The organism is Halobellus captivus (assembly GCF_007655485.1).
In the GTDB taxonomy this organism is placed as follows: domain Archaea; phylum Halobacteriota; class Halobacteria; order Halobacteriales; family Haloferacaceae; genus Haloquadratum; species Haloquadratum captivum.
In genome coordinates, this window is the sequence record NZ_VJXQ01000003.1 from 123330 (window position 1) to 145938 (window position 22609).

21 protein-coding genes are annotated in these 22609 nt (G+C 63.5%); 12 read left to right on the forward strand and 9 right to left on the reverse strand.

Annotation, left to right across the window (positions count from 1 at the left end; genetic code table 11):
• The first annotated feature begins 71 nt into the window (after window positions 1–71).
• From FJT57_RS09955 to FJT57_RS09965, 3 genes are all read left to right on the forward strand, one after another.
• Window positions 72–1385: an aminomethyltransferase family protein gene (locus FJT57_RS09955; RefSeq protein ID WP_203229142.1), complete on the forward strand. Its 1314-nt coding sequence runs from the start codon at window positions 72–74 to the stop codon at window positions 1383–1385.
• Window positions 1386–1577: 192 nt separating this feature from the next.
• Window positions 1578–2138, forward strand: a complete 561-nt coding sequence (locus FJT57_RS09960) for a tripartite tricarboxylate transporter TctB family protein (RefSeq protein WP_144904730.1) — start codon at window positions 1578–1580, stop codon at window positions 2136–2138.
• Between the two features lie 112 nt (window positions 2139–2250).
• A complete protein-coding gene (locus FJT57_RS09965) occupies window positions 2251–3786 on the forward strand; it encodes a tripartite tricarboxylate transporter permease (protein ID WP_144904732.1) in 1536 nt (511 codons plus the stop codon).
• A gap of 269 nt (window positions 3787–4055) precedes the next feature.
• Here FJT57_RS09965 and FJT57_RS09970 read toward each other — a convergent pair whose 3' ends face one another.
• Both FJT57_RS09970 and FJT57_RS09975 read right to left on the reverse strand, forming a co-directional pair.
• The gene (locus tag FJT57_RS09970; RefSeq protein ID WP_144904734.1) at window positions 4056–5222 is read right to left on the reverse strand and encodes a substrate-binding domain-containing protein; all 1167 of its coding nucleotides are present in this window, start codon (window positions 5220–5222) and stop codon (window positions 4056–4058) included.
• 197 nt (window positions 5223–5419) lie between these two features.
• Entirely contained in the window at window positions 5420–6649 is a 1230-nt protein-coding gene (locus FJT57_RS09975) for an MFS transporter (protein ID WP_144904736.1), read from the reverse strand.
• A gap of 166 nt (window positions 6650–6815) precedes the next feature.
• Here FJT57_RS09975 and FJT57_RS09980 point away from each other — a divergent pair, with 166 nt between their 5' ends.
• Both FJT57_RS09980 and FJT57_RS09985 read left to right on the forward strand, forming a co-directional pair.
• Window positions 6816–7961: an amidohydrolase family protein gene (locus tag FJT57_RS09980; protein WP_162524330.1), complete on the forward strand. Its 1146-nt coding sequence runs from the start codon at window positions 6816–6818 to the stop codon at window positions 7959–7961.
• Window positions 7962–7976: 15 nt separating this feature from the next.
• On the forward strand, window positions 7977–8330 hold the full coding sequence (locus tag FJT57_RS09985) for a Rieske (2Fe-2S) protein (RefSeq protein WP_144904740.1): 354 nt from the start codon (window positions 7977–7979) through the stop codon (window positions 8328–8330).
• 150 nt (window positions 8331–8480) lie between these two features.
• Here FJT57_RS09985 and FJT57_RS09990 read toward each other — a convergent pair whose 3' ends face one another.
• Both FJT57_RS09990 and FJT57_RS09995 read right to left on the reverse strand, forming a co-directional pair.
• A complete protein-coding gene (locus tag FJT57_RS09990; protein ID WP_144904742.1) occupies window positions 8481–9845 on the reverse strand; it encodes an aminomethyltransferase family protein in 1365 nt (454 codons plus the stop codon).
• Window positions 9846–10098: 253 nt separating this feature from the next.
• The gene (locus FJT57_RS09995) at window positions 10099–10560 is read right to left on the reverse strand and encodes a DUF6789 family protein (protein WP_144904744.1); all 462 of its coding nucleotides are present in this window, start codon (window positions 10558–10560) and stop codon (window positions 10099–10101) included.
• Between the two features lie 163 nt (window positions 10561–10723).
• Between FJT57_RS09995 and FJT57_RS10000 the strand changes: the two genes are divergently transcribed.
• Window positions 10724–12901 carry an ATP-dependent DNA helicase gene (locus tag FJT57_RS10000; RefSeq protein WP_338035700.1) on the forward strand — a complete coding sequence of 726 codons (2178 nt, stop codon included), beginning with the start codon at window positions 10724–10726 and terminating at the stop codon, window positions 12899–12901.
• A 24-nt stretch (window positions 12902–12925) separates the two neighbouring features.
• On the opposite strand, the gene FJT57_RS10005 is transcribed toward FJT57_RS10000, so the two are convergent.
• Entirely contained in the window at window positions 12926–13447 is a 522-nt protein-coding gene (locus FJT57_RS10005) for a 2'-5' RNA ligase family protein (RefSeq protein WP_144904746.1), read from the reverse strand.
• A 114-nt stretch (window positions 13448–13561) separates the two neighbouring features.
• Between FJT57_RS10005 and FJT57_RS10010 the strand changes: the two genes are divergently transcribed.
• Window positions 13562–14143: a hypothetical protein gene (locus FJT57_RS10010; protein ID WP_144904748.1), complete on the forward strand. Its 582-nt coding sequence runs from the start codon at window positions 13562–13564 to the stop codon at window positions 14141–14143.
• A gap of 70 nt (window positions 14144–14213) precedes the next feature.
• On the opposite strand, the gene FJT57_RS10015 is transcribed toward FJT57_RS10010, so the two are convergent.
• Complete coding sequence (locus tag FJT57_RS10015; RefSeq protein WP_144904750.1) at window positions 14214–14423, reverse strand: DUF7554 family protein; 210 nt, start codon at window positions 14421–14423, stop codon at window positions 14214–14216.
• 137 nt (window positions 14424–14560) lie between these two features.
• Between FJT57_RS10015 and FJT57_RS10020 the strand changes: the two genes are divergently transcribed.
• The 3 genes from FJT57_RS10020 (at window position 14561) to FJT57_RS16665 (ending at window position 16462) form a co-directional block, all read left to right on the forward strand.
• The gene (locus tag FJT57_RS10020; protein ID WP_238993966.1) at window positions 14561–15028 is read left to right on the forward strand and encodes an SRPBCC family protein; all 468 of its coding nucleotides are present in this window, start codon (window positions 14561–14563) and stop codon (window positions 15026–15028) included.
• A 69-nt stretch (window positions 15029–15097) separates the two neighbouring features.
• The gene (locus tag FJT57_RS10025) at window positions 15098–16279 is read left to right on the forward strand and encodes an SPFH domain-containing protein (RefSeq protein ID WP_144904752.1); all 1182 of its coding nucleotides are present in this window, start codon (window positions 15098–15100) and stop codon (window positions 16277–16279) included.
• Window positions 16280–16315: 36 nt separating this feature from the next.
• On the forward strand, window positions 16316–16462 hold the full coding sequence (locus tag FJT57_RS16665; protein ID WP_203229143.1) for a hypothetical protein: 147 nt from the start codon (window positions 16316–16318) through the stop codon (window positions 16460–16462).
• Between the two features lie 12 nt (window positions 16463–16474).
• On the opposite strand, the gene uvrB is transcribed toward FJT57_RS16665, so the two are convergent.
• Window positions 16475–18592 carry an excinuclease ABC subunit UvrB gene (gene uvrB, locus FJT57_RS10030; RefSeq protein ID WP_144904754.1) on the reverse strand — a complete coding sequence of 706 codons (2118 nt, stop codon included), beginning with the start codon at window positions 18590–18592 and terminating at the stop codon, window positions 16475–16477.
• Between the two features lie 135 nt (window positions 18593–18727).
• Between uvrB and FJT57_RS10035 the strand changes: the two genes are divergently transcribed.
• Complete coding sequence (locus FJT57_RS10035; protein ID WP_144904756.1) at window positions 18728–18997, forward strand: DUF7553 family protein; 270 nt, start codon at window positions 18728–18730, stop codon at window positions 18995–18997.
• 272 nt (window positions 18998–19269) lie between these two features.
• Here the strand turns inward: FJT57_RS10035 and FJT57_RS10040 are convergent, their stop codons facing one another.
• Complete coding sequence (locus FJT57_RS10040) at window positions 19270–19893, reverse strand: transcription antitermination protein (RefSeq protein ID WP_144904758.1); 624 nt, start codon at window positions 19891–19893, stop codon at window positions 19270–19272.
• A 129-nt stretch (window positions 19894–20022) separates the two neighbouring features.
• Here FJT57_RS10040 and FJT57_RS10045 point away from each other — a divergent pair, with 129 nt between their 5' ends.
• Window positions 20023–21600, forward strand: coding sequence for a stage II sporulation protein M (locus FJT57_RS10045; protein ID WP_238993967.1), 1578 nt, complete (start codon window positions 20023–20025; stop codon window positions 21598–21600).
• Window positions 21601–21633: 33 nt separating this feature from the next.
• Here FJT57_RS10045 and FJT57_RS10050 read toward each other — a convergent pair whose 3' ends face one another.
• Window positions 21634–22500 carry a sulfurtransferase gene (locus tag FJT57_RS10050; RefSeq protein WP_144904760.1) on the reverse strand — a complete coding sequence of 289 codons (867 nt, stop codon included), beginning with the start codon at window positions 22498–22500 and terminating at the stop codon, window positions 21634–21636.
• Between the last annotated feature and the right edge of the window lie 109 nt (window positions 22501–22609).

Genomic DNA, 22609 nt, shown 5'->3' on the forward strand with positions numbered 1-22609 from the left:
AATCGCGCAAACGCGTGACTTTTTGGGCAACGGATTTATTGACCTCTCCCCTACAGTAGCGGTAGCAGACTATGGACGAGGTATCACGTGACACGGCGGCGAGAGAATACGTCGAACGGATGCGCGAGGAACCGGGGTACATCCATCCCGGGTGGGGCCAGTCCGAGTATACCAACTGGATCGACGAGCAGCTCGCCTGGAAGGAGACCTGCTACATCGGGGACTGGTCGTTCATCTCTGATCTCGAGGTCTCGGGACCCGAGGCGATCGATCTGCTCGCGGACCTTTCGGTGAATTCGTTCGAGAACTTCGCCGTCGGGCGGGGGAAACATATTGTCCAGTGTAACGAGGACGGAAAGGTACTCGCCGAAGGAGTCGTCCGACGGACCAGTGAGGAGGCGTTCATCCTCCACAGCACGCCGAGCTACTGGACGGAGTTCAATCTGCAACGAGGAGACTACGACGCGACCTGCCGCGAGCTCGACCTGTTCAAGTTCCAAGTGCAGGGTCCGACGTCGCTGTCGGTTCTCGAAGCCGTCGCCGACGGGTCGCTTCGAGATATCGAATTCATTCACTTCGGACCGATCGATATCGAGGGCCACGAGGTCACGGCGTTCCGGATGGGAATGGCGGGCGAACTCGGGTTCGAACTGCAGGGGCCCCAAGAACACGCCGACGAAATATGGGACGCGATCGTCGAGGCGGGAGGGGAATTCGGGCTCCGACGTTTGGGAGGCCGGACCGCCACAATAAACCACCTAGAAGCGTGTTTCCCGCCGCGAGGGCGGGTGTTCATCCCGGCCATCGTCGACCCCGAAATGGACGAGTACCAGCAGTGGCTCTTAGAGGATATGGACCGCGTTTCGCGGGACATCCTCAGTTATCCGATCGAGGGGAGTTTCGAGGCCGACGACATCAGCGCGTGGTTCCGAAGCCCGGTCGAGCTCGGGTGGGAGAACCGGATCGCCTTCGATCACGACTTCGTCGGCAGAGAAGCGCTCGAGGCGGAAGTCGAGAACCCTCGTCGGACGATGGTCACGCTCGTGTGGGACGACGCCGATGTCGTCGACGTCTACGCCTCGCTATTCGAGGAAGGGGAGCCGTACAAGTTTATGGAGATGCCAAACAAGCAGCAGTGGAAGATGGAGTCCGACGACGTTCTCGTCGACGAGGAACCCGTCGGCGTCTCGACGTTCCGGGGGTACAGTTACTACTTCCGCGAGATGCTCTCACTGTGCACGATCGAAGTCGAGCACCGGGAACCGGGAACTGAGGTGACGGTGGTGTGGGGCGAACCCGGCGGGCCGCAGAAGGAAATTGCCGCTACTGTCGCTCCCGCTCCGTACAAAACTGACAACCGTTTCGGGAATCTAAATAGTGTCTGAGAGTTGGCGTAACGGTCGACGCCGATACGCGGACTCACGCTCTCGCGGTTAACGGCACGGTCCCACCCTAGACGAATCGTCTCACTCGTCTCCCGACTCTAGCTGCGGGTCTACAAAACCCGCGTAATTGATTGTTCTATTACATACCTTTCGGGGGGTTAAGTTTATATTCACAAACTATGACCAACAACTATGACGATCACACCGGGATCCATAGATCCGATCTTCGAGCGGCTCTCGTCGGTGGACAGCCGCCTCTGGTCGGGAATATTCTTCGGCATTCTGGGTCTCTATACGCTCGCCGTCGTCCTCGAGGCGAGGACGTACAGCAGCGATGCCCGGTTATTTCCGCTTATCGTCGGCGTTCCGTTCCTCGGGTTAGTTGTGTTGAAACTGGTGCTTATGGCGGCATCCGGAAGGCTGTCGCTGGGGTCGTTCGAAGTCATCGACTTGGCTGACGGAATGGGAGAGACGGCCGCTGTCGACGTAACGCCAGCCGTTCGCTATCGACGTGAGTTCGCGATGATTCTCTGGATTGTCGTCTTGTCCGCGTTACTCTGGGCGTTCGGATTCCTATTCGCGCTACTTGTATTCCTATTCTCATTCGTTCTGCTGTACGAACGGAAGCCGATCCGGGCAGCCCTCGTCGGCGTCGGGACCTTCTCTTTCGTGTACGTGTTTTTCATCCGATTGCTCGGCGCGAACATCTACGAGGGGGCGTACCCGATCGCCGTCTTGGGAGCCCTACTATGAGGACGCTGGGAACTACGACCACTCACCGGGTCCGCTGTGACCGCACGACGTCCGCCGCCGAACGGCGAACCCGGTGGGAGAGGCGAGAGCAGGAACCCTCGGAGGTCGTTCGATGACGGAACTATTCACGGCGATCGACCTGTTGCTCCCGCTCCAGCAGACGGGGGATCCGACCGAGGCGATACGGATCGCTATCGACACGGTGCTCACTCCGAGAAACCTCGTCTACATTTTGCTCGCGACGCTCCTCGGATTAGTCGCGGGGATGTTTCCCGGTCTGGGTGGGCCCGTTGCGCTCGCGCTGCTCATTCCGATCACGTACCCGCTCCCGGCGAACGTGGCGCTGATGATCCTCGCGGCTAACCTCGGCGGAACGGCGTTTGGGGGTTCGATCACGGCGATCCTCCTGAACACTCCCGGTGACGCGCCGAACGCGGCCACCGTGTTCGACGGATATCCGCTAACTCGACAGGGGAGGGCTGGCGAAGCCATTGGGGCGAGTGCGACCGCATCCGCCCTCGGCGCTATCCTGGGCGTTATTCTCCTCGTTGCGACGATTCCGTTCATCCGACAGCTGTCGGTTGCGTTCCACTCTGTCGATATTTTCTGGCTCGCTCTCCTCGGTTTGGCGACGATTGCGGTCGTCACCCGGGGGTCGGTGATCTCGGACCTGATCGCTGGCGGGTTTGGGCTGATACTGGCCTTCCACGGGCTCAATCCGGTGACCGGAAGCGCTCGGTTCACGTGGGACTTCGATTACCTCCTGTCAGGGGTGCCGCTCGTCCCGCTGATCATCGGCGTATTCGCGATCGCGGAGATGATCAAGCTGATGGGCGAGCGATCGACCATTTCGCAGGAGGAGCCGGACATCAAAGGTGTCCTCGTCGGCGTCAAATCCGTCTTCAGAAACTGGAAGGTGTTTCTCCGAAGCTCCTCGTTGGGTTGGATCATCGGGACGGTTCCGGGCGCTGGCGGCACTGTGGCGAACTTTTTGGCGTATCTCCAGGCGAAGCAGACCGACCCCGACCCGGACTCGTTCGGAAAGGGTAACATCAACGGCGTCATCGCCAGCGAGGCGGCGAACGACGCCAAAGATGGCGGGTCAATGGTGCCGACGCTGGGGTTAGGAATCCCCGGATCGGCCTCGACAGCGGTTCTCATCGGCGCATTCGTGATCAACGGGGTCAGTCCCGGTCCGCTGCTGTTCCGAGAGAACCTTCAAATCGTGTTCATCATCGTCTTCGCGCTGATTATCTCGAACGTCCTCACGTCGATCGTCGGCCTCGCGTCGGCGAAGTACCTCATCAAGGTGACACAGATCAACGTGACGACGCTGGTTCCGATCGTCGTCATCGTCGGTCTCATCGGATCGTTTGTCATCCGCGGACAGTTCAGTGACGTCCTCCTGACCGTCGGATTCGGCGTGATCGGATTCTTTATGGTGAAGTTCGGCCTCTCCCGGGTCGCGCTGATCGTCGCCCTAGTCCTCGGACCGCTTGCGGAGCAGAACTTCCACCGGGCGTTCCAGATCTCCAGGGGCGACCCTTCGATCCTGTACAACCGACCGCTGTCGCTCCTGCTGATCCTCGGAATCGTCTTAGTTCTCGCCATCCCGCTGTACCGCAGTCGAAGGGCGTCCCGTACCTGAGGCGCTGAAATCAGAGGTCGCGGAGCCTAAACACCCGCTCGCCCGCCGCCCGCTTCGGTAGTCTCCGACCAGAACGGCCCTCTCGCCGCGGTCGTCTTTTCTGCTGGCTCTGCGGGTCAGTCAACGGCTACGCGCTACCGTCGGAGATCTCCGGTGAATCGCCTCGTGAATCCCTCACGTTTCCGTCGCAGGCCGGTCGACTATCCGTCTGCGACCGGTGAAAAACGAGGCGCAGCGAAAGTACCGACTCGAAAAGAGGCGTTGCTACATCAGCTACTGAACGCGTCCCGAATCAGCCCCGCGTACGGCTCCTCAGAGAGGGTATCGAACGTCGTGTCGATCGCCTCACTGACCCGCTCCTCGCCCGCTTCGGGGTCGATGATGGGTCGTGCCGCCTCCCGGGCCTCCTGGACGAACTCCTCGTTCGAGGTGATCGTCTCGAAGGCCCCGACCAGCCGTTGGTGGACGTCGTCCGGGACGCCCGGCGGCGCCGCGATGAACCGCCGGAACACCGTGAGTTCGTTGTACTCGACGATGTTGTCGATGTCGAGATCTGTCGAGTGGTGCATAACCTCGATGCCCTGGTCCTCGAGGTACTCGTTGACGGAGTGGTCCGGCGATTCGAACAGCACAAACATCTCCGCGGCGAGCGCGTTCACCACTTTCGCCGCCGAGGAGGCGGTTCCGACGGTGAAGGCGTTGCCTTCGCCCGACTCCAGGCCGGCAAGCGCCGCGCCTGTCCCTTCGTAGTGCACGAAGTTCGGTGCGTCGACGTCGAACTCGCCGGTCATCCCTCCGAGCAGGACCGTCAACATATGCGCGGACGAACCGCGACCCTGGGTGACGAAGTTCAAGTCCGGCACGGCGTCGATGAACTGATCCCACGTGTCGATGTTCGCCGACTCCATAAGGACGAGTTCGTTCGGGTCCTGCGTGACATATCCGATTTTGGTCCAATCGCGCACGTCGAACTCGACGTCGAGGCCGATCTGTTTGTACGCGGCCTCCTTCGGCGCCCAGATAATCAGCGTATGACCGTCGGGTTCGGCGTTCGCCGCCTGCGTCGCGCCGACGACCCCGCCGCCCCCGGTGACGTTCTGTACGTTCACCGTCGTCCCCAACTCCTCCTCCAGGTACGGTGCCATTAACCGGGCATACGCATCGAATCCACCCCCGGTGGAGTACGGAACGATGAGGTCGATGTTTCCGGACGGGAAGTCCGACCCCGACTCAGTGGTAGTCTGGTCATCTCCCCCGTCCTCACTGCTGTCACCGCCGCTATCGCCACCGCTGTCCCCACCGCTGTCACCGGTGTCCGACCCACCTCCGCCTCCGAGACACCCCGCTACCGTCCCAACGAACGCCGCGCCTCCGGCTGTTTTGAGAAACCGACGTCGGTTCGCTACTGCCCGTTGGTATTTGTCACCGTTTACCATACAGAAATCAAAGCGTCCAGCTTACTTAAACCTGTATTATTATTCATTCCATATCTGATGGCTATGGCGTCCGGTGGTCCGAACTCGCACAGTTATGAACTGAACGTATGCGGACAGTTCACCGTCTGTGCCGTCTCCGGCTCGAAACGGAAACGAACTCTCGTTTCGGGCTCTCTACCGACACTCTCGGAGACCCTTCATTCGGTCGGGTTCGGTTCCGGACCCAGTCTCACCGCGAGCGTCACGGCGTACGCCATCGCAGCGATTGCAGCGAACGCGAACGCACCCTTGAAGCTGACCAGGCCGATGAGAACGCCCATCAGCAGCGGTGCGAGCGTGAGCGCCCCGCTCTTGAAGAACTGTAGGCCGCTCATAATTCCCGCCCGTTGTTCCTCGTCGGCGAACGCGGCGACCGCGTCGTTGACCACCGGATTGAGCACCGCCTCCCCTAGCGCGTAGAATACGGTGGCAACGACCAACATCCAGACATTCGGCGAAAACGGGAGCACCGCGGTGCCGACGATCGCGAGAACAATACCCGCGAGCATCGTGTTTTTTCGCCCCAGTCTGAGGAGCACAGAGCCCGAAATGGGAGAGACGATGACACGAATGCCGCCGTACACGCCGAGGACCGTCCCCGCAACGGTGGCTGGCGATTCGAGCTCCGAGACGACGAACACGGGGAGGAAGGTTGTGAAACTGGCCTTGAGGAAAAACAAGGTGAATCCCCCAGCGATGAAGAGAGCAAGTCGACCGTTCGCCGCGGCCAAGATGGTTCGGACGTACGCGCGGAGTTCCGCGACGACGACTCCGCGTTGGAGATCTGGACCGTCGCAGTCGAGCGGTTCCGGGTAGTACCAGTATACGAGCAACGCGACCGGGAGTGCCAGAGCGAACATGACGAACGGCAGTTGCCACGCGATTATCACGAGAACGCCAGCCACGATGGGTGCGACCGCGCTGGCGAGTCCGTTGATGCCCGATCGTATTCCCTGCGCAGCTGATCCCTCGGCACCGGTGTAGAGGTCTCCGGCAAGCGTGGCAGATAGCGGTAACACGCCCGCGAACGCCGCACCCTGCACGGCGCGTAGCCCCAGTAGCACCGGATAGGTCGTTGCCCAGAGCGTCGCGATTCCTGAGACACCGAACAGGACGAGCGAGGGGATCAATATGGTCCGTCTCCCGTAGATGTCTGCGCCCACGCCGACCAGCGGGACTGCGAGCATCTGCGTGAAAAAGAACATACTCATTACCAAACCGATCTCCGATTCGGTGAGCGCGAACTCGCTTCCGATGTCCGGGAGCGCGACGGGCGCGGCGTTAAGTCCGAGCGCCGCGACGCCACTCGAGAGAAACACCACCAGCAGGGCTGAATCCGTCAACAGCGTCCGGTAGGAAACGCCGGTGGCGTCCGAGGAGGCGGTCATTATCGAACCGGTACTCCCACGGGTCGTATATATGTAGTCCAGGGTGATTCGCGATGACGGTAATGCGGTCCGTCACCCGAGGAGCACAAATTCCCCTTTGACAAGGCATTTCGACGTCGCTCTGCGGACCTACAAATTTATGCTGCAACCTCCCTATTCCTCATCTATGTCCGTTAAAAAATTCCAGCCGGCGGACAGGCCGGAAATCCCGGAAGCGGTCCGCGAGGCGTTCATCGTCGATATCGACGTGCACCTCTCGATCAAAATGCTCGACGACCTCTTCCCGTATATGGACGATCGGATCGTCGACAAACTCGATCGGCCGTGGGGGAAATACCAGTTCGAGGCCATCGACTGGCTCCCCACCTGGGCGAACGACGCTGGCGGGATCGGCGTCGACAGCCACGGAACGGCGAAGACCGGCGAGGATATCTTGGCGATGATGGAGTCGATGGGGACGGACGTCCCAATCGTCACGCCCGGATTTCAGAGCCTCCCGCAGGTCGCGTACCCGCGGATGAAAGAGGAGGTGTGCCGCGCGTACAACGACTACGTGTTAGAACACGTCACTTCGGCTCACGACAACATCCACGCGCAGATCCTCCTCCCGCTCTGGGACCCCGAGCAAGCGGTGGCGGAACTCGACCGCGTTGGCAGCGAGCCCGACTTCGCGGCCGCCTACGGGTGGTTCGGGAAGTTCTGGCGGCTCGGCAATCCGGAGTACGATCAGCTGTACGACAAACTGACTGAACTGGATCTCCCGCTCTCTCTCCACCTCGACGTCGCCTCCTACGCCGACAAGGCGACGCCGGAGGGAGACGCGATCCGGACGTGGATCGAGGCCATCGGCTTCGATCCGGCGACGCACGCGATTATGAACACGGTGAATATGATCGTCACGGGCGTCTTCGACAAGTATCCGGATCTGAACGTGGTGTACCAGGAGGGCGGCGTGCACTGGCTGCCTTTCGTCGCCTACCGGATGGACGAGTTCTATCAGCACACGCCGGAGGACGTCCAACTGGCGGAACGAATGTACGATCAGAACAAGAAGTACCTCGATAAACTCCCCAGTGAGTACCTCTGGGAGAACGTCAAATTCTCCACCCAACCCGTCTGTCTCCCCGACAATCCGAAGCACTACGAGTGGCTGTTGGAGATGGAACATGCGGAAAACACGCTGATGTTCGCTACCGACTGGCCGCACAGCACGAACGACCCGCCGACGTGGATCTTCGAACATCCTCACATCGACGAGCCGATGCGCGAGCGCATACTCCACGAGACTGCGGAGGAGGTCTACCGGCTGTGAAGGGGGAGTAAAGGGATGACAGAACACATCGTGGGGTCCGTCGACGAGGTACCGGACGGCGGCGTGATCGGTGTCGAGGTCGACGGCCTAGAGATCGCGATCTTCAACTGCGACGGAGATTTCTATGCGATGCAGAACCGCTGTATCCACAGGAGAGCGGCGCTCCACCGGATCGACGAGGAGCGGATCGGCGAGGATGACTGCCTGACCGAGGGACCGGGCGACATCGACTGCGAAAAACGGGTCACGGCCTGCCCGTGGCACGGCTGGAAGTTCGAATTGGAGACGGGACAGCACCAGACGACCGAAAAGCGGATGCGAACGTTCCCGGTGATAGTCGACGGCGACGAACTGCGAGTCGACGTATAACTCTGGCCGCGGGATCGCCGTCAAAACGGTCGGTCATTTTCCCTCACTTCGCTTCCGTGCACCGTGAGAGCCGACGCGGTTTCTCAAAAAAACGGGACCGTACCGGCAGTACCGAACGACGAGATCGAGGGTCGACCTCGAAAGGCCGCTTCACGCCTTCCGGAGGTCCTCGGTATACGGTACCGGGGCGACGGTCGCGGAGACTTCCGTCGGCTCGTGATCCTCGACTCGCGGGTTGATCGAGTCGCTTCCCTCTCCCCAGTGGACGGTCACTTCGGTCCCGGGTTCGCTGTATTCCAGATCGACGACGGCGAGCGAGGCGATGCCGCGGATATCTGGTTCGTACGACCGACGGCGGGAAAGGCCGACGAGGCTGCCGTCTTTCGTCACGCTGTCGAACGCCGAGTTCCCCCACCGGGACCGCGGAAGCTCGAAGTACTTATTGGGGGTACCGTCACCGTACAGCGATGCGTACACATCGACCATATCATCGTCGTCCCAGAGCAACGAGACGAACTCTCGCTGCTGATTGTCGAGTTGCTCTCTGAGCGCTTCTTTCCCGACGTAGTCGTGATCGAAGTCGACGAGGCCACCGAAGCCGTACTCCACTGGCGTCATATAGTAGTCCGTGATGTCCTCTGAGTCGTAGCTCCCCTCGATAGAGAACGACGCCTCGCGGCGATCCGTTCCCAGCCACTTCCTGAAGCCCTCCATCTCTTCGCCGTCGTAGACCGGCGGCGGACCCGCACCGATCCATCCGAGTCGGACTGACTGTGAGTTATAAGCTTTCGATCCGAGGTGTCTGATCCCGAACTCCTCGCCTGCCTCGAGAATCGCGCTTTTCACCTCATCGGCGTACTCGAACGGCCCGTGGAACTCGAATCCCGGTTGCGTGGACATCCCGTGACCGAACGCCCGAACCTGCTTGCCCGCTAGGGTGATCTCTCTGAACTTGTAGAAACCAATGTCTTTGATGTCTGCGTCGGTTATTTTCGACAGTGTAGCGTACGCGTCCGGTCCCTGAACTTGGATGATGAAACTCTCGGGATCGCCGCCGTCTTTCTTGGCAGTCGGCGGATCGAAGGATGCCGTCGCGTCGTAGTCGCCGGTTTCGAGTTGATACTCCAGCCAGTTTTCGGCACCCCACGGGACACCCCAGAACTCCTCTTCACCCAATCGAAGCAGCGGTCCGTCACCGATGAGATGACCACGGGCGTTGCAGAGGACGATATGCTTTCCGTCGCCGATCTCGAAGTTCTCGAAGCTGTTGACCGAGAAATCCTTAAAGAACTGGAAGGCATCCGGCCCCTCGGCGTGAATCTCCGTCATATGGTGGGACAGATCGCCGAGTGCAACCGATTCAATGATTGCCCGCTGTTCTTCGATCCAGTTCGTTATCTCGTTCGGGATCGCCGGAAAATGTTCGCCGAGGGTGAACGCGGTGGCGTTTCCCCGCAGCATTTCGACGATATTGTCCGATTCCCGGACTAACTCGTCGACGTTGTTAGCGCACATTGGCACCTGATGATCCTCTCTATTTTGTATTAATATTTCCTACTAAATAATTTATATTATATTACATTTATACGCTCCCCGCCAACTCACCCGCTCACTGGAGGATACAGGCTGATATCTCTGAGACCAGAGATATCGCTCTTTGCTCGATACGTACTACTCCCTCGCCCTCCTCTACAGTGAGTGAAATCATCGTACCGAGAGTGACTCTCGAATCCACGTTTCACAGTCTGTTCCGACCGTCGTTCTCCGACTACTGCCGCCACAACACTGCGTACACACCGCCGAGGACCGCCCCGTAGACAACGTGACCGACGAGACTCATGACGTTCACGTTCGGCAGCGACGGGTTCGCTGGCGAGCCGACGGCCGAGAGCCAAATCGGCATCACCAGAACGGCCAGAACGACCCACAGGACCACGCCGTAGCCGACGCCGTACGCGATGGCTTTCGCGGTCGTCAGGTCGGTCTGCGTCGCCGCGAACGCGGCGAAGACCACACCCAATACGGCACCGTGGGCGACGTGGATGGTGAACCCCGCGGCACCCCCCATCAGGAAGTACATCGACGGGATTGCGACTTCGATGACCGGCCGCATCTGCATCACCATCAACGCGCCCATCACGATGGCCGCGATGGCACCGGCGATGACGCCGTACTGCCACGCGTTGTCTTCCGTCTGTGCTGCCCTCGTCGTGCTGGTTTCAGTCGCCATACCGGACGGTACTCAGTCATCCGGAATAACGGCGTCTCGGCGGGGTGACTCAGGCGCACGAGGCCAGTAGAATTATGTTGGTTGATACCGTCCCTCACTAAGGACTGATTCCGCCCTGTCGACCGTCCGAGCCTTTTACTTCGAGGAGGGCGGAGAGACCACCGTGTCGACGACCGGCGAATATGAGCGGTTCTTCCCGTACGAGGAGCCGTATCCGAATCAGCGCTCGGCGATGGCGGAAATCGCCGACGCGCTCGACGACGAGTGCGACGTCCTCTTAGAGGGTGCGCCGGGCACCGGAAAGACGCTCTCAGCGCTCGTTCCGGCCCTGGAGTACGCCCGACGGACGGACAAGACGGTCGTCATCACCACGAACGTCCATCAGCAGATGCGACAGTTCGTCTCCGACGCCCGCGCGATCACGCGCGAGGAGCCGCTCCGCGCGGTCGTGTTCAAGGGGAAGTCGTCGATGTGCCACATCGACGTCGAGTACCAGGAGTGTCAGACGCTCCGGGACACGACGAGAACGCTCGTCGAGAAGGAGCAGGAGCGGGCGGAACTGACCGATCAGGCCGACGCCCTCCTCGATCGGCTTCGGGAGGGCGAAGACGGTGCGGGCGAGGCCCGGACCGCCGTGACCGACGAGCTCGACGCGGTCGAATCCGAACTCGACGAACTCCGCGACGGGAACGTCTGTGAGCACTACTACAACAACCTCGTCTCGGGCACCGAGGAGTTCTTCGAGTGGCTCTTCGACGACGTGCGAACGCCCGAGGAGATCTACGCGTACGCCGACGAGCGACAGCTCTGCGGGTACGAACTCCTCAAGGAGGGGATGGAAGCCGTGGACCTGGTCGTTTGCAACTACCACCACCTGCTCGATCCGGCGATACGAGAGCAGTTCTTCCGGTGGCTCGGACGCGAACCGGAGGACGTCGTCACCGTCTTCGACGAGGCGCACAACATCGAGTCTGCCGCGCGCGACCACGCCAGCCGGGCGCTCACCGAGAACACGCTCGAAGAGGCGCTCTCGGAACTGGAGGACGTCGACGACTCCCGCGCCGAGTCAGCGACCAACGTCGTTTCGGCGTTTCTCGGCGCGTTGCGCGCGACCTACGACGACGCGCTCGGTTTCGGCGAGCGCGAGCAGGTCGGCGAGGACTGGCACGACCTCACGATCGCCAACAGCGACCGGCGCGACAATCTGACGCTCGCGTTTCTGGACCGGTACGAGGGCCGCGGCATCGACACCGAAGTCGACCTCGCGCTGCAACTCGGCCGGACGCTTGACCGGGAGTACGAGGAGGCGTACCGCGAGGGGCGAACGACGACCCGATCGGAGTGTCAGACGCTCTCGGTCGCGGAGTTCATCGCCGCGTGGATGGCCGACGGCGGAAAGCTCGGGCAACATCCGATGTGTTCGGTGCGTCGCGACGGCGGCACCGACGAGGTGTACGGCCGCGCGGAGTTGTACACCTGCATCCCGCGGGAGGTGACCGAGGCGCTGTTCGCGGAGGTCCACGCGAGCGTGCTGATGTCGGCGACGCTGCGCCCCTTCGACGTCGTTGCGGACGTGCTGGGACTCGACGACCCCGTGACGATGGCCTACGGGCTGGAGTACCCCGAGGAGCGACGTCGGACGCTTGCGGTGGAGGCACCCGCCCTGTTCAGCTCCGAGCGATCCGATCCGGAGACGCAGGCCGCGATCGCGGACGTCCTCACTGACGCGGTGCGCTTCACCCCGGGGAACACGCTGCTCTTTTTCCCCTCGTACGCCGAGGCCGAGCGGTATCACGACCGCCTCCGTAGCCGCGCGGACGTGACGAGCGACCTCCTGCTCGACGGCTCCGACGTCGACACGGAGTCGCTGCGGCAGTCGTTCGTCGGAAGCGGCGACGCGACGCTCTTTACTTCTCTCTGGGGCACGCTCGCGGAGGGTGTGAGTTTCGACGGTGACGACGCGCGAACCGTGGCGGTCGTTGGCGTGCCGTACCCGCACCTCTCCGAGCGGATGGAAGCGATCCAGAACGCCTACGACCGCGCGTACGACGATCGGTCGGAGGCGGGCTGGCGCTACGCGGTGGAAATTCCGACGATCCGGAAGACGCGACAGGCGCTCGGGCGCGTGATCCGCGCGCCGGACGACTACGGCGTCCGGCTCCTCGTGGACAAGCGCTACACCCAGAAGAGCGTCGAGATGGGGAAGTACGGCGTCCGCGAGAGCTTCCCGCGCGAGGAGCGCGCGGAACTCGTCGACGTCGCCCCCGGAAAATTGAAGTTCTCGATGCTGAACTTCTACGCCGATCTCGACGCCTATCCGGGCGAGCCCCCGCGGCCGTAGGTGCGCGCCGGACGCATCGAACGCTCACCGCAGCGGGATCCGCGCGGCGGCCTCGCGGTACCGCGAGTCCCAGACGTGCAGCTCCGTGGCCGTCCACTCGATCGGTTCGAGGCCCCGCCCCGCGACCACCTCGCGCGCATCGTCGATGCGGCCGCCCCGCGCGAGCGTGACGTGCGGGACGTAGTCGTCGCCTTCGATCCCCGCGACCGTCCCGAACGACTCGCAGAGTCTGCGGTGCAGTCGGTGCAGATCCGGGCTCTCGACGGTGAGATAGACGACCGGTCCAGTCCCCCGCGCGGGCGTCTCGAAGTAGTCCAGACCGGTCACTCGGAGGTCGAGACCGCCCGAAACGTGTCGCCGGAGTGACGGCCGCAGCCGCTCGCGAAGCCGCGGTAGCGAGTCCGCGTCGTCGTCGAGGGAGGTGTCGAAGCGCTTCGCGACAAGCGTGTGGCGCTCGCGGATCCGCTCGAAGCGCGTGAGTGCGGGATGAAGCTCCGACGCGACGCGTTTGAGCTCCCCCGGAACGGGGACGTTCAGGCTGAACACGGTCGAGGGTGTGGTTCCAGTGGGCAAGAAGCCGTCGAGACTGTGGGCAAGGGGCCGTCGAGACGTGACCCAGGTCGCCGTGACCGTTATCGGCCGCGCCCGTGATATCATCGTATGGGACGCACGCCACGGTATTTTCGGCGGACTCTGCTCTTGGCGTTGTCGAGTGCGTCTGCGATCGGTCTGCTGGCTGGCTGTAGCGGAACGCCTGGGGAGAACGGTGGACGTGACAGTCCTGCCAGCGGGTCACGGTCACCATCGAACGCGGACGACAGCGGCAGTGATGAGACGCGGGCGAACGACGCCGACTCGGGAGGCCGGTCGGAGCTGGATCTTCGGGAGGCGAACGTCGTCGACGTTGTGATCGACGGCAGCGACGGCGAGTACTCCTTCGACGTCACGCTGCACCACGACGACGAGGGAGAAGACGGCTACGCCGACTGGTGGCAGGTCGAACGTCTCGACGGGACGCGGATCGGCCGTCGCGATCTACTCCACGCGCACGCGCAGCAACCCTTCACCCGGTCGGACACGTTCGAGATCCCCTCGGACGTGCGCTGCGTCGCAGTGAGGGGTCACGATCAGACGCACGGATACGGCGGGAGAATGATGGTCGTGAACGTGGCATCCGCGGCGACACGGGCCGTCGACCAGGGCGCGGACCGACAGCCCGTCGACGAGAGCGACTGCCCATAGCGGAGCGACTCTCCGAAACCGAAAGGGACTGCCGCGGAGAAACGGGGACGGTTCGTGGGCGACGAACCGATCAGATCCGATCCAGCAACCACAGCACAATGAGGCTGATGACGGCAAGTCCCAGCAGGGGTCGGAGTGGTCCGAGAAGCTCTCCGAGGATACCGAGAACTCCGCCGATGACTTCGAGGACGAGCCAGATCACGACGAGCACGAGGACGATCTTCAGAAGGTCCTCGACTTCCAGTGCTCCGCGGTCCGAACCGGGTATCGGTAAGCGCATAGCTGCCACCTCGTCGTCGACCCCCAAGTGCCTTCGGGTGGTTTCACGGGTACGTTTCGAATCGACAGAGTCGACCGCGTGCTGCGAACTACTGCCTCTCCCCGGTCGCTCCCGAGCCTACAAGTAGTGACGGAGCGATGGGTATCGCCGAGGCACTGATGATCCTCGAAGAGACGACGGTGGTGGAGGCGTCCCCGGGTGCCGTGTTTCACTTCTTCGAGACGATGGAGGAGCACTACACGCGATGGCACCCGGATCACGTCGCGTTCCGTTGGATCGACGGAAACGGACTGGAAGCGGGTGCGACGGCCTATTTCGAGGAGGAGATCGCCGGAAAGACGCAGCGGAAAACGGTCCGGTTCACGCGGGTGGATCCGGATCGATACATCGAGTTCGAGCCGACGTCACGGCTCGTCCGGCTTCTGATGCCCCACATCAGCTTCGCGATCAGTTCCCACCCGGGCGGGTGTGAGCTCACACAACGCATCAGCGTTCGGACCGGACCGATCGGCGCGTGGCTCAATCGTCGGGAGTTCGACGCCGTTCGGGAACATATGCGGGAGGAGGGCGAAAACCTGAACCGCATCCTCGAAGACGATTCGTGACCACGCGGCGTTCTGACTGGTTGCGAACCCGCGGGACACCCTTAATGCGACAGCCTCACAATGTCAGCTATGGCGAACCTCTTTCGCGAACTCGGCCGCCTCTCGGCGCACGGGCCACCGGGGTGGCTCCTCCCTGCTGCGGCCGTCGCCGTCGCCCTCCTCGTCGCGGGTGTCCTCTTCGGCGGCAATCCGCTGGCCGTCGTCGGTTTCGTCGTCCTCGCGCAGGCGATCGCTGCCGTCTACAGCGCCGTCGAGATCGTGAACGCCTACGAGAAGGCGACGCTGACGGTGTTCGGCGAGTACCGGAAGCTGCTCGAACCCGGGTTCAACGTGATTCCGCCGTTTATCTCGAAGACGTACGCGTTCGACATGCGGACGCAGACGCTCGACGTCCCCAAACAGGAGGCGATCACTCGCGACAACTCCCCCGTCACTGCGGACGCCGTCGTCTACATCAAGGTGATGGACGCCAAGCGGGCGTTTCTGGAGGTCGACGACTACGAGCGCGCGGTCTCGAACCTCGCACAGACGACGTTGCGGGCGGTCCTCGGCGATATGGAACTCGACGAGACGCTCTCCGAGCGCGAGAAGATCAACCGACGCATCAACGAAGAACTCGACGAGCCGACGGACGAGTGGGGCATCCGCGTCGAGAGCGTCGAGGTCAGAAGCGTCAAACCCAGCGCGGCCGTCGAGACCGCGATGGAAGACCAGTCCTCCGCGGAGCGCCGCCGCCGCGCGATGATCCTCGAAGCACAGGGTTCGCGACGCGCCGCCGTCGAGACCGCCGAGGGTGACAAGCAGGCGAACATCATCCGCGCGCAGGGCGAAAAGCAGAGCCAGATCCTCGAAGCGCAGGGTGACGCCATCTCGACGGTACTGCGCGCGAAATCCGCCGAATCGATGGGCGAGCGCGCGATGATCGACCGCGGCTTCGACGCGCTCACTCGAATCGGCACGTCGCCGTCGACGACGTACGTCCTCCCCCAGGAACTCACGAGTTTGCTGGGTCGGTACGGTCGCGGGCTGACCGGCGCTGCCGTGCAGGAATCCGCCGGGTTGGAGAGCCTCGATTTCGATGCCGAGACGCGCGAACTGCTCGGAATCGACGACGTCGACGAGATTCTCGCGGCGGTCGACGGAGTCGAGAGCGCCGAGTCCGTCGGCGAACTCGCCGCCCGTGGCGACGACGACGCCGCCCAGACCGACGTCGACTTGAACCTCGAAGGGGCCTACGATGCGGAGAGATAGAAGCTGTTAGGTGGATGCGTTCTGTCAATCGTGACGATGACAGCACTGCTTCACCTCGGACTCGAACACCCCTCGATCTTATGGCTCGTCGGCGTCGGCTTCCTCGCGTTCGTCGCGGGACTCGTCGTCAATCTGTACCGCTCGCGTCGGTCGAACGCCTCTCCCGACGCCACCGACCGGTAGCGCTCACCTCAGTTACGTTTCAGTATCGGGCTCACCGACCGCCACGTCGTCGAGCGGATCGACACCGGGGTCGACCCCTTCGGCTCGATCTCCCGATCCGCCCTCGTCCGGGCTGATATCGAACTCCTGTCGGAGCCCGCGGATCCGGTCGCGGATGTCGGCCGCGAGCTCGAATTCGAGGTTGTCGGCGGCATCCTGCATTTTCTCCACCAGGTAGTCGATCTGCTCGCGCGCCTCCTCGGCGTCGTCCGGATCGTCGGTCGCGGACTTCGCCGAACGCTTGCCGCTTCCGGGGAGGTTCGTCTCGCCGACCGCCTTCTCGATCGTCTTCGGCTCGAAGCCGTGCTCCTCGTTGTACTTCTGCTGGATCCGGCGTCGACGGCGCGTCTCCTCGATCGCGGCGGCCATCGAATCGGTCGTCTCGTCGGCGTAGAGGATCACCTCGCCCTCGACGTTTCGCGCCGCCCGTCCCATCGTCTGGACGAGCGTGGTCTCCGAGCGGAGGAAGCCTTCCTGATCCGCGTCGAGGATGGCGACGAGCGAGACCTCGGGGATGTCGAGTCCCTCCCGCAGGAGGTTGATACCGACGAGCACGTCGATAGTGCCCAAGCGAAGGTCGCGGATCAGCTCGTGGCGCTCCAGCGTGTCGGTCTCGTCGTGCATGTACGCGACGTCGACGCCGGACTCCTCGAGGTACTCGGTGAGGTCCTCGGACATCCGCTTCGTGAGCGTCGTGACGAGCACGCGCTCCTCGCGCTCGATCCGCTCGTCGATCCGGTGCATCAGGTCGTCGACCTGCCCGGTGGCATCTTCGACCTCGATCGCGGGATCGACCAGATGGGTGGGGCGGACGATCTGCTCGACGATCCGCTCGCTTCGTTCGCGCTCGTAGTCGCCCGGCGTCGCCGACACGTACAGCGTTCGGTCGGTCTTCTCCTCGAACTCCTCGAACGTGAGCGGGCGGTTGTCGTACGCCGTCGGGAGCCGGAAGCCGTTCTCGACGAGCGAGTCCTTCCGAGACTTATCGCCCGCGAACTGCCCGCGGATCTGCGGTAAGGTCTGGTGGGACTCGTCGACGACGGTCAGGAAGTCCTCGGGGAAGTAATCGAGCAGCGTGTACGGCGCTTCGCCGGACTCGCGGTCGGACATATGAACTGCGTAATTCTCGATGCCCGAGCAGTAGCCCGTCTCTCTGAGCATCTCGATGTCGAACGTCGTACGCTCCTCGATCCGCTGGGCGGCCACGAGGTCGCCCTGCCGCTCGAAGTACTTCACGCGGTCTTCCATCAGCGCCTCGATCTCACCGATCGCCTCCTCCAACTGGTCTTCGGGGATCGAGTAGTGCTCTGCGGGGTGCACGAGGACGGCGGGTTCCTCGGAGACGACCTCCCCGGTGAGCGGATCGAGTTTCATCAGTCGGTCGACCTCGTCGCCCCAGAACTCGACCCGAACCGCGTAGCGGCCGTACATCGGGTACACCTCGACGGTGTCCCCGCGGACGCGGAACGTCCCCTGCTGGAAGTCGACGTCGTTGCGCTCGTAGTTCAGATCGACGAGGCGCGCGAGCAACTCGTCGCGGTCGAGGCGGTCGTCGCGCTCGACGCGGAGGGCCATCTCCGTGTAGTTCTTCGGATCGCCGAGCCCGTAGATCGCCGAGACGCTCGCGACGACGATGACGTCGTCGCGGGTGAGAAGCGAGCGCGTCGCCGAGTGGCGAAGTCGATCGATCTCCTCGTTGATCGACATGTCCTTGTCGATGTAGGTGTCGGTCTGTTCGACGTAGGCCTCTGGCTGGTAGTAGTCGTAGTAGGAGACGAAGTACTCGACCGCGTTGTCCGGGAACAGGTTGCGGAACTCCTCGTACAGCTGCGCGGCGAGCGTCTTGTTGTGGGCGAGCACGAGAGTGGGCTGCTGGAACTCCTCGACGACCCACGAGACGGTGTTGGTCTTGCCCGATCCGGTCACGCCGAGCAGCGTCTGCTCGTTCATCCCCGACGCGTATCCCTCGGCGAGCCGCTCGATGGCCTCGGGCTGATCGCCCGCGGGGTCGAACGGGGCGTCGACGCGGAACTCCCGCTCTGCGGTCGGTCTGTCGGGCGAGAGCGGACTCGACCCGGAGGTGTCGCTCATCGGGGGTTCTTGGAAGCACAGACACTTGAGACGGTCGGTCGGAGTGGAACAAGGCGCGCCGATTGACGCGAGATGTCCGAGCGACCCGGCCGACGGAGGCGAAGCGTTTTCAAACTGCTGAGTGTACGCTCGCGTATGGCACACGAACTCCTCGAAGCGGCGAGCCAGCGACTCCGCGACGCGGCGGAGGCCGCCGACGGCGACGCACGGAAGCGAATCTACGACCAATCGGACGCGCTCGCGACGCTCGCGGCGCGAGAGCGCACCCCCGACCACGGTCGGCTGGCCCGGCATATGAACGTCCTCGCCGAACTCGCGGAGGAGACCGACGGAGCGGCCCACGAGGCCGTCGTCGACGCCCGATCGAGCGTCTCGGAGTTCCGTGAGGGCGTCGCGGGCGTCTGACGCGCGACTGACACACGTCATCTCGTTGTCAGCCGTTTCAGCGCCTGAACCCCCCTATTTCGGGTGGAGATGTGGTACCGACTCCCGTCCGCTGAGGAGGTCGACCCCGCCTCACCCCGGTGGAATCGGTCACTCCCTCCCCCTCAATTCGGTGATCGCCGCTCCGTAGTGTCTGCGACCAACGGGACACAGATGCGGCCGATTCTCCGAGACGCCCCCGGCGAGGTCTCGGCTCGGGCTCCGACTATTGTCGACCGACGGTTACAGTCCGTTCAACAGACGTTCTTCGGCTTGATTCCCATCGATTCCAGCGTCTTGACGTAGTCGTCGTAGGCGGCTTCGACGACTGCATCGGCGGCCTCCCGGGCGGCTTTCCAGTCGTCGTCGGAGTCGCAGGCACCGTCGAGCGCCGCGAGGACGCGATCACGCTCTGCTTCCAGTTCCGATCGGTAGCCGCGGAAGTCGTCGGCGGCCATCGGATCCGCGTCGCCGATGAAGAAGCCGACCATCTGTCCGGCGTGTTCGAGCGCGACGAGGTAGCGGCCGAGCAGTCCGCCGAGCCGGGCCGGTATCGACTCGAACGTCGCGAGCGCCTCATAGCGGCTCGGTCCGTCTCCGTCCGACGGATCGTCCGCGACGTCGGCGGCCCGATCGCGGGCGGCGGACGCGAGGTCCGCGAACAGGTCGGCCTCTCCGTCTCCGCCCCCACCGTCGGACTCGGCCCACGATTCGAGCACGTCCGCGAGCGCCAGCGCGTCACTCGCCGCCGCCGCACGGATGCTGTCCCCGTCCATCTCGCCGCCGGTGACTGCGTACATCGCTTTCGAGGAGCCGAGCCGAGAGAACGCCGTCTCGTGTTCGTCCTGTAGCTCCGCCGTGAGGTCGCTGCCGTTCATATCGGTCCTTCGCTCGCCCCGCGCTTGTAGCCATCGACACGTCGAACGCCGAGTCGAGATATCAGCCGACGACGCGTTCCAGCAGCCCGCTCCCGAAGATCTATGTCTGGCGACTGAGAGTTCACGCACGTGAAGCCCTCCATCGCCCTCCGAACCGGCGGACGGTTGCTCTTCGAGCGATCGGCGTCGGTGCTGCCGCTGTATCTGCTCGTGACCGGATTGTACGGGATCGCTCGCGTGCCGGTGCTGGTCGCCGGATTGCTCGCCGTCTGGTTTCTCGCGTCCGCGGGCCGACTCGACCCGTTTGTCGAGGTTCTGCGCGAACTGAACAGCGGGGCGGGCCCGCTCGATACCAACGGGGGAGAGATCGACCCCGGCGAGGTCGAACGACTCGCACCGGAACTCGGCGAGGCGTTCGCCGGACTGCTCACGCCCGAGACGATCGGCCTCGTCGCGGTCGGCGCGCTCCTGTCGATTCTCCTCGCGGTGATCGCCTCGGCCGTCGGGAGCGCGGCCACGGTGAGCGGGATTTACGGGCTGCTCCGGAACGACGACGGGGTTCGCGCCGCCGTCGAGGGCATCGGACGATACTGGAAATCGATCCTCGGCGTTCGACTCCTGCTCCTCGCCGCGCTCGCGGCGGTCGCGGTTCCGGTTTTCGGCGTCCTCGCCGCGATCGGCGGCTACGTCACCGCCGCGTTCGGTTCCGCGTCGGCGACGGGGACGGAGCCCGCGTGGACGGTGTTGGGGCTCGGTATCCTCGGGGTCCTCTTCGTCCTGTTCGTCGGTGCGCTGCTCGTCGCGGCCGTGTTCGTCCTCTTCGCGTTCGCCGAGCAGGCCGTCGTCGTCGACGACGTCGGCGCGGTCGAGGCCGTCCGCCGGAGCGTTCGCTTCCCGTTCCAGCGGCCGGTCGCCGCGCTCGTCTACGTCGCCGTCGCGTTCGCCGCGCTGCTCGCCTCGGGCGGGGTCGGAAGCGCTGCCTCGGCGATCGGCGCGACGCGGGTGACGGCGCTCCTCGGAACCGTCCTGTTCTCGCCGCTGATCGACGGCTTCAAGACCTCGCTGTACGCCGAAGTGGCGCTGGATTCCGACCCGGATATCGCGCCGGTCGATCGGCGACTCCGCGCGGCGTTCGTCGGCGGCCTCCGCGCCGTCGGCGGCTTCCTCAAAGGTAATCCGGTCGCGAACCTCGCCTCGCTCGGCTTCGTTGGCCTCGGCGGCCTCGTCGGGTGGCGCGCGACGGCTCCGATCGGCGTCGCGCTGCCGATCGGAGACGGCGTAGCGAACGTCTTCGGGACGTTCCCGGTCGGGACGTTCATCAATCTGGCCGTGAACAACTGGCTGGTCGCGGTCGATCTCGCCTACAGCGGGCTCGCTGTCGGTATCCCGGCCGCCGTCGGGCTGGCGTTCAACGGCCTGATCGTCGGGGCCGTCGCGGGCGTCTTCGAACCGATCGCCGTTGTCGCGCTGATCGCCCCGCACGGGATCATCGAGATTCCCGCGCTCGTCGTCGGCGGCGGAGTCGGACTCTGGCTCGGCGCCGTCGTCCTCGGTGTGCTCCGCGGTCGACGCGACGTCGACGAGATCCCGGCGGCGATCCGACGGAGCTACCGGGTGCTCCTCGGCCTCGTTTCGCTGTTCGTCGTCGCGGCCTTCATCGAGGCGTTTCTCACCCCTGCGATCGCGAGCCTCGTGCTCGCGGGGTGACGTCGGCAGCGCAAAAAAAGCGGAATTCGGTGGTTACTGGCCGTCGCCCTTCTCGATCGGCGCGCCGACGAGATTGCCGTACTCCGTCCAGGAGCCGTCGTAGTTGACGACCTCGTCGTAGCCGAGCAGTTCGTGGAGCGCGAACCACGCGATCGAGGAGCGCTCGCCGATGCGGCAGTAGGCGACGGTCGTCTCGGAGCCGTCGATACCCTGGTCGGCGTAGAGCTCTTCGAGCTCGTCGGCGGACTTGAACGTCCCGTCGTCGTTGACGGTCGCCGCCCACGAGATGTTCCGCGCGCCGGGGATGTGGCCGCCGCGCTGGGCCGTCTCCTGCAGTCCCGGCGGGGCGAGGATCTCGCCTGAGAACTCCTCGGGCGAGCGGACGTCGACGAGCGGCAGGCCCTCGTCGACGGCGTGGTCGACGTCGTCGCGGTACGCGCGGATGGACTCGAAGGGACCGCGGGCGTTGTAGTCGACCGCGGAGAACTCCGGCACCTCGTCGGTGGTCGGATAGTCGTTGTCGATCCAGTAGTCGCGACCGCCGTTCAGGAGGCGCACGTCCTCGTGGCCGTAGTACTTGAACTGCCAGTAGGTGTAGGCGGCGAACCAGTTGGAGTTGTCGCCGTACAGCACGACCGTGGAGTCCTCGGAGATGCCGTGGCTTCCCAGGAGCTCCTCGAAGTCGTCCTTGTCGAGGATATCCCGGTTCGTCTGGTCCTGCAGTTGGCTCTCCCAGTTGAACCCGATCGCACCGGGCGCGTGACTCTCGTCGTACGCTTCGGTGTCGACGTCGACTTCGACCAGTCGATAGGCGGGGTCGTCGCTCTCGAACTCGTCGAGGTTCTCTTCCACCCACTCGGGTGACACGAGCACGTCTTTGGCGTAACCGTCGTTTGTCATTGCATACTCCGCTACGTGCTCTTCCCCTATAATCCTCACAACTACGGCGCGTACTGCCCATCCTCCCATTATCCAGAAATTATTGCCGCATCAATCGAACGTGACAGAC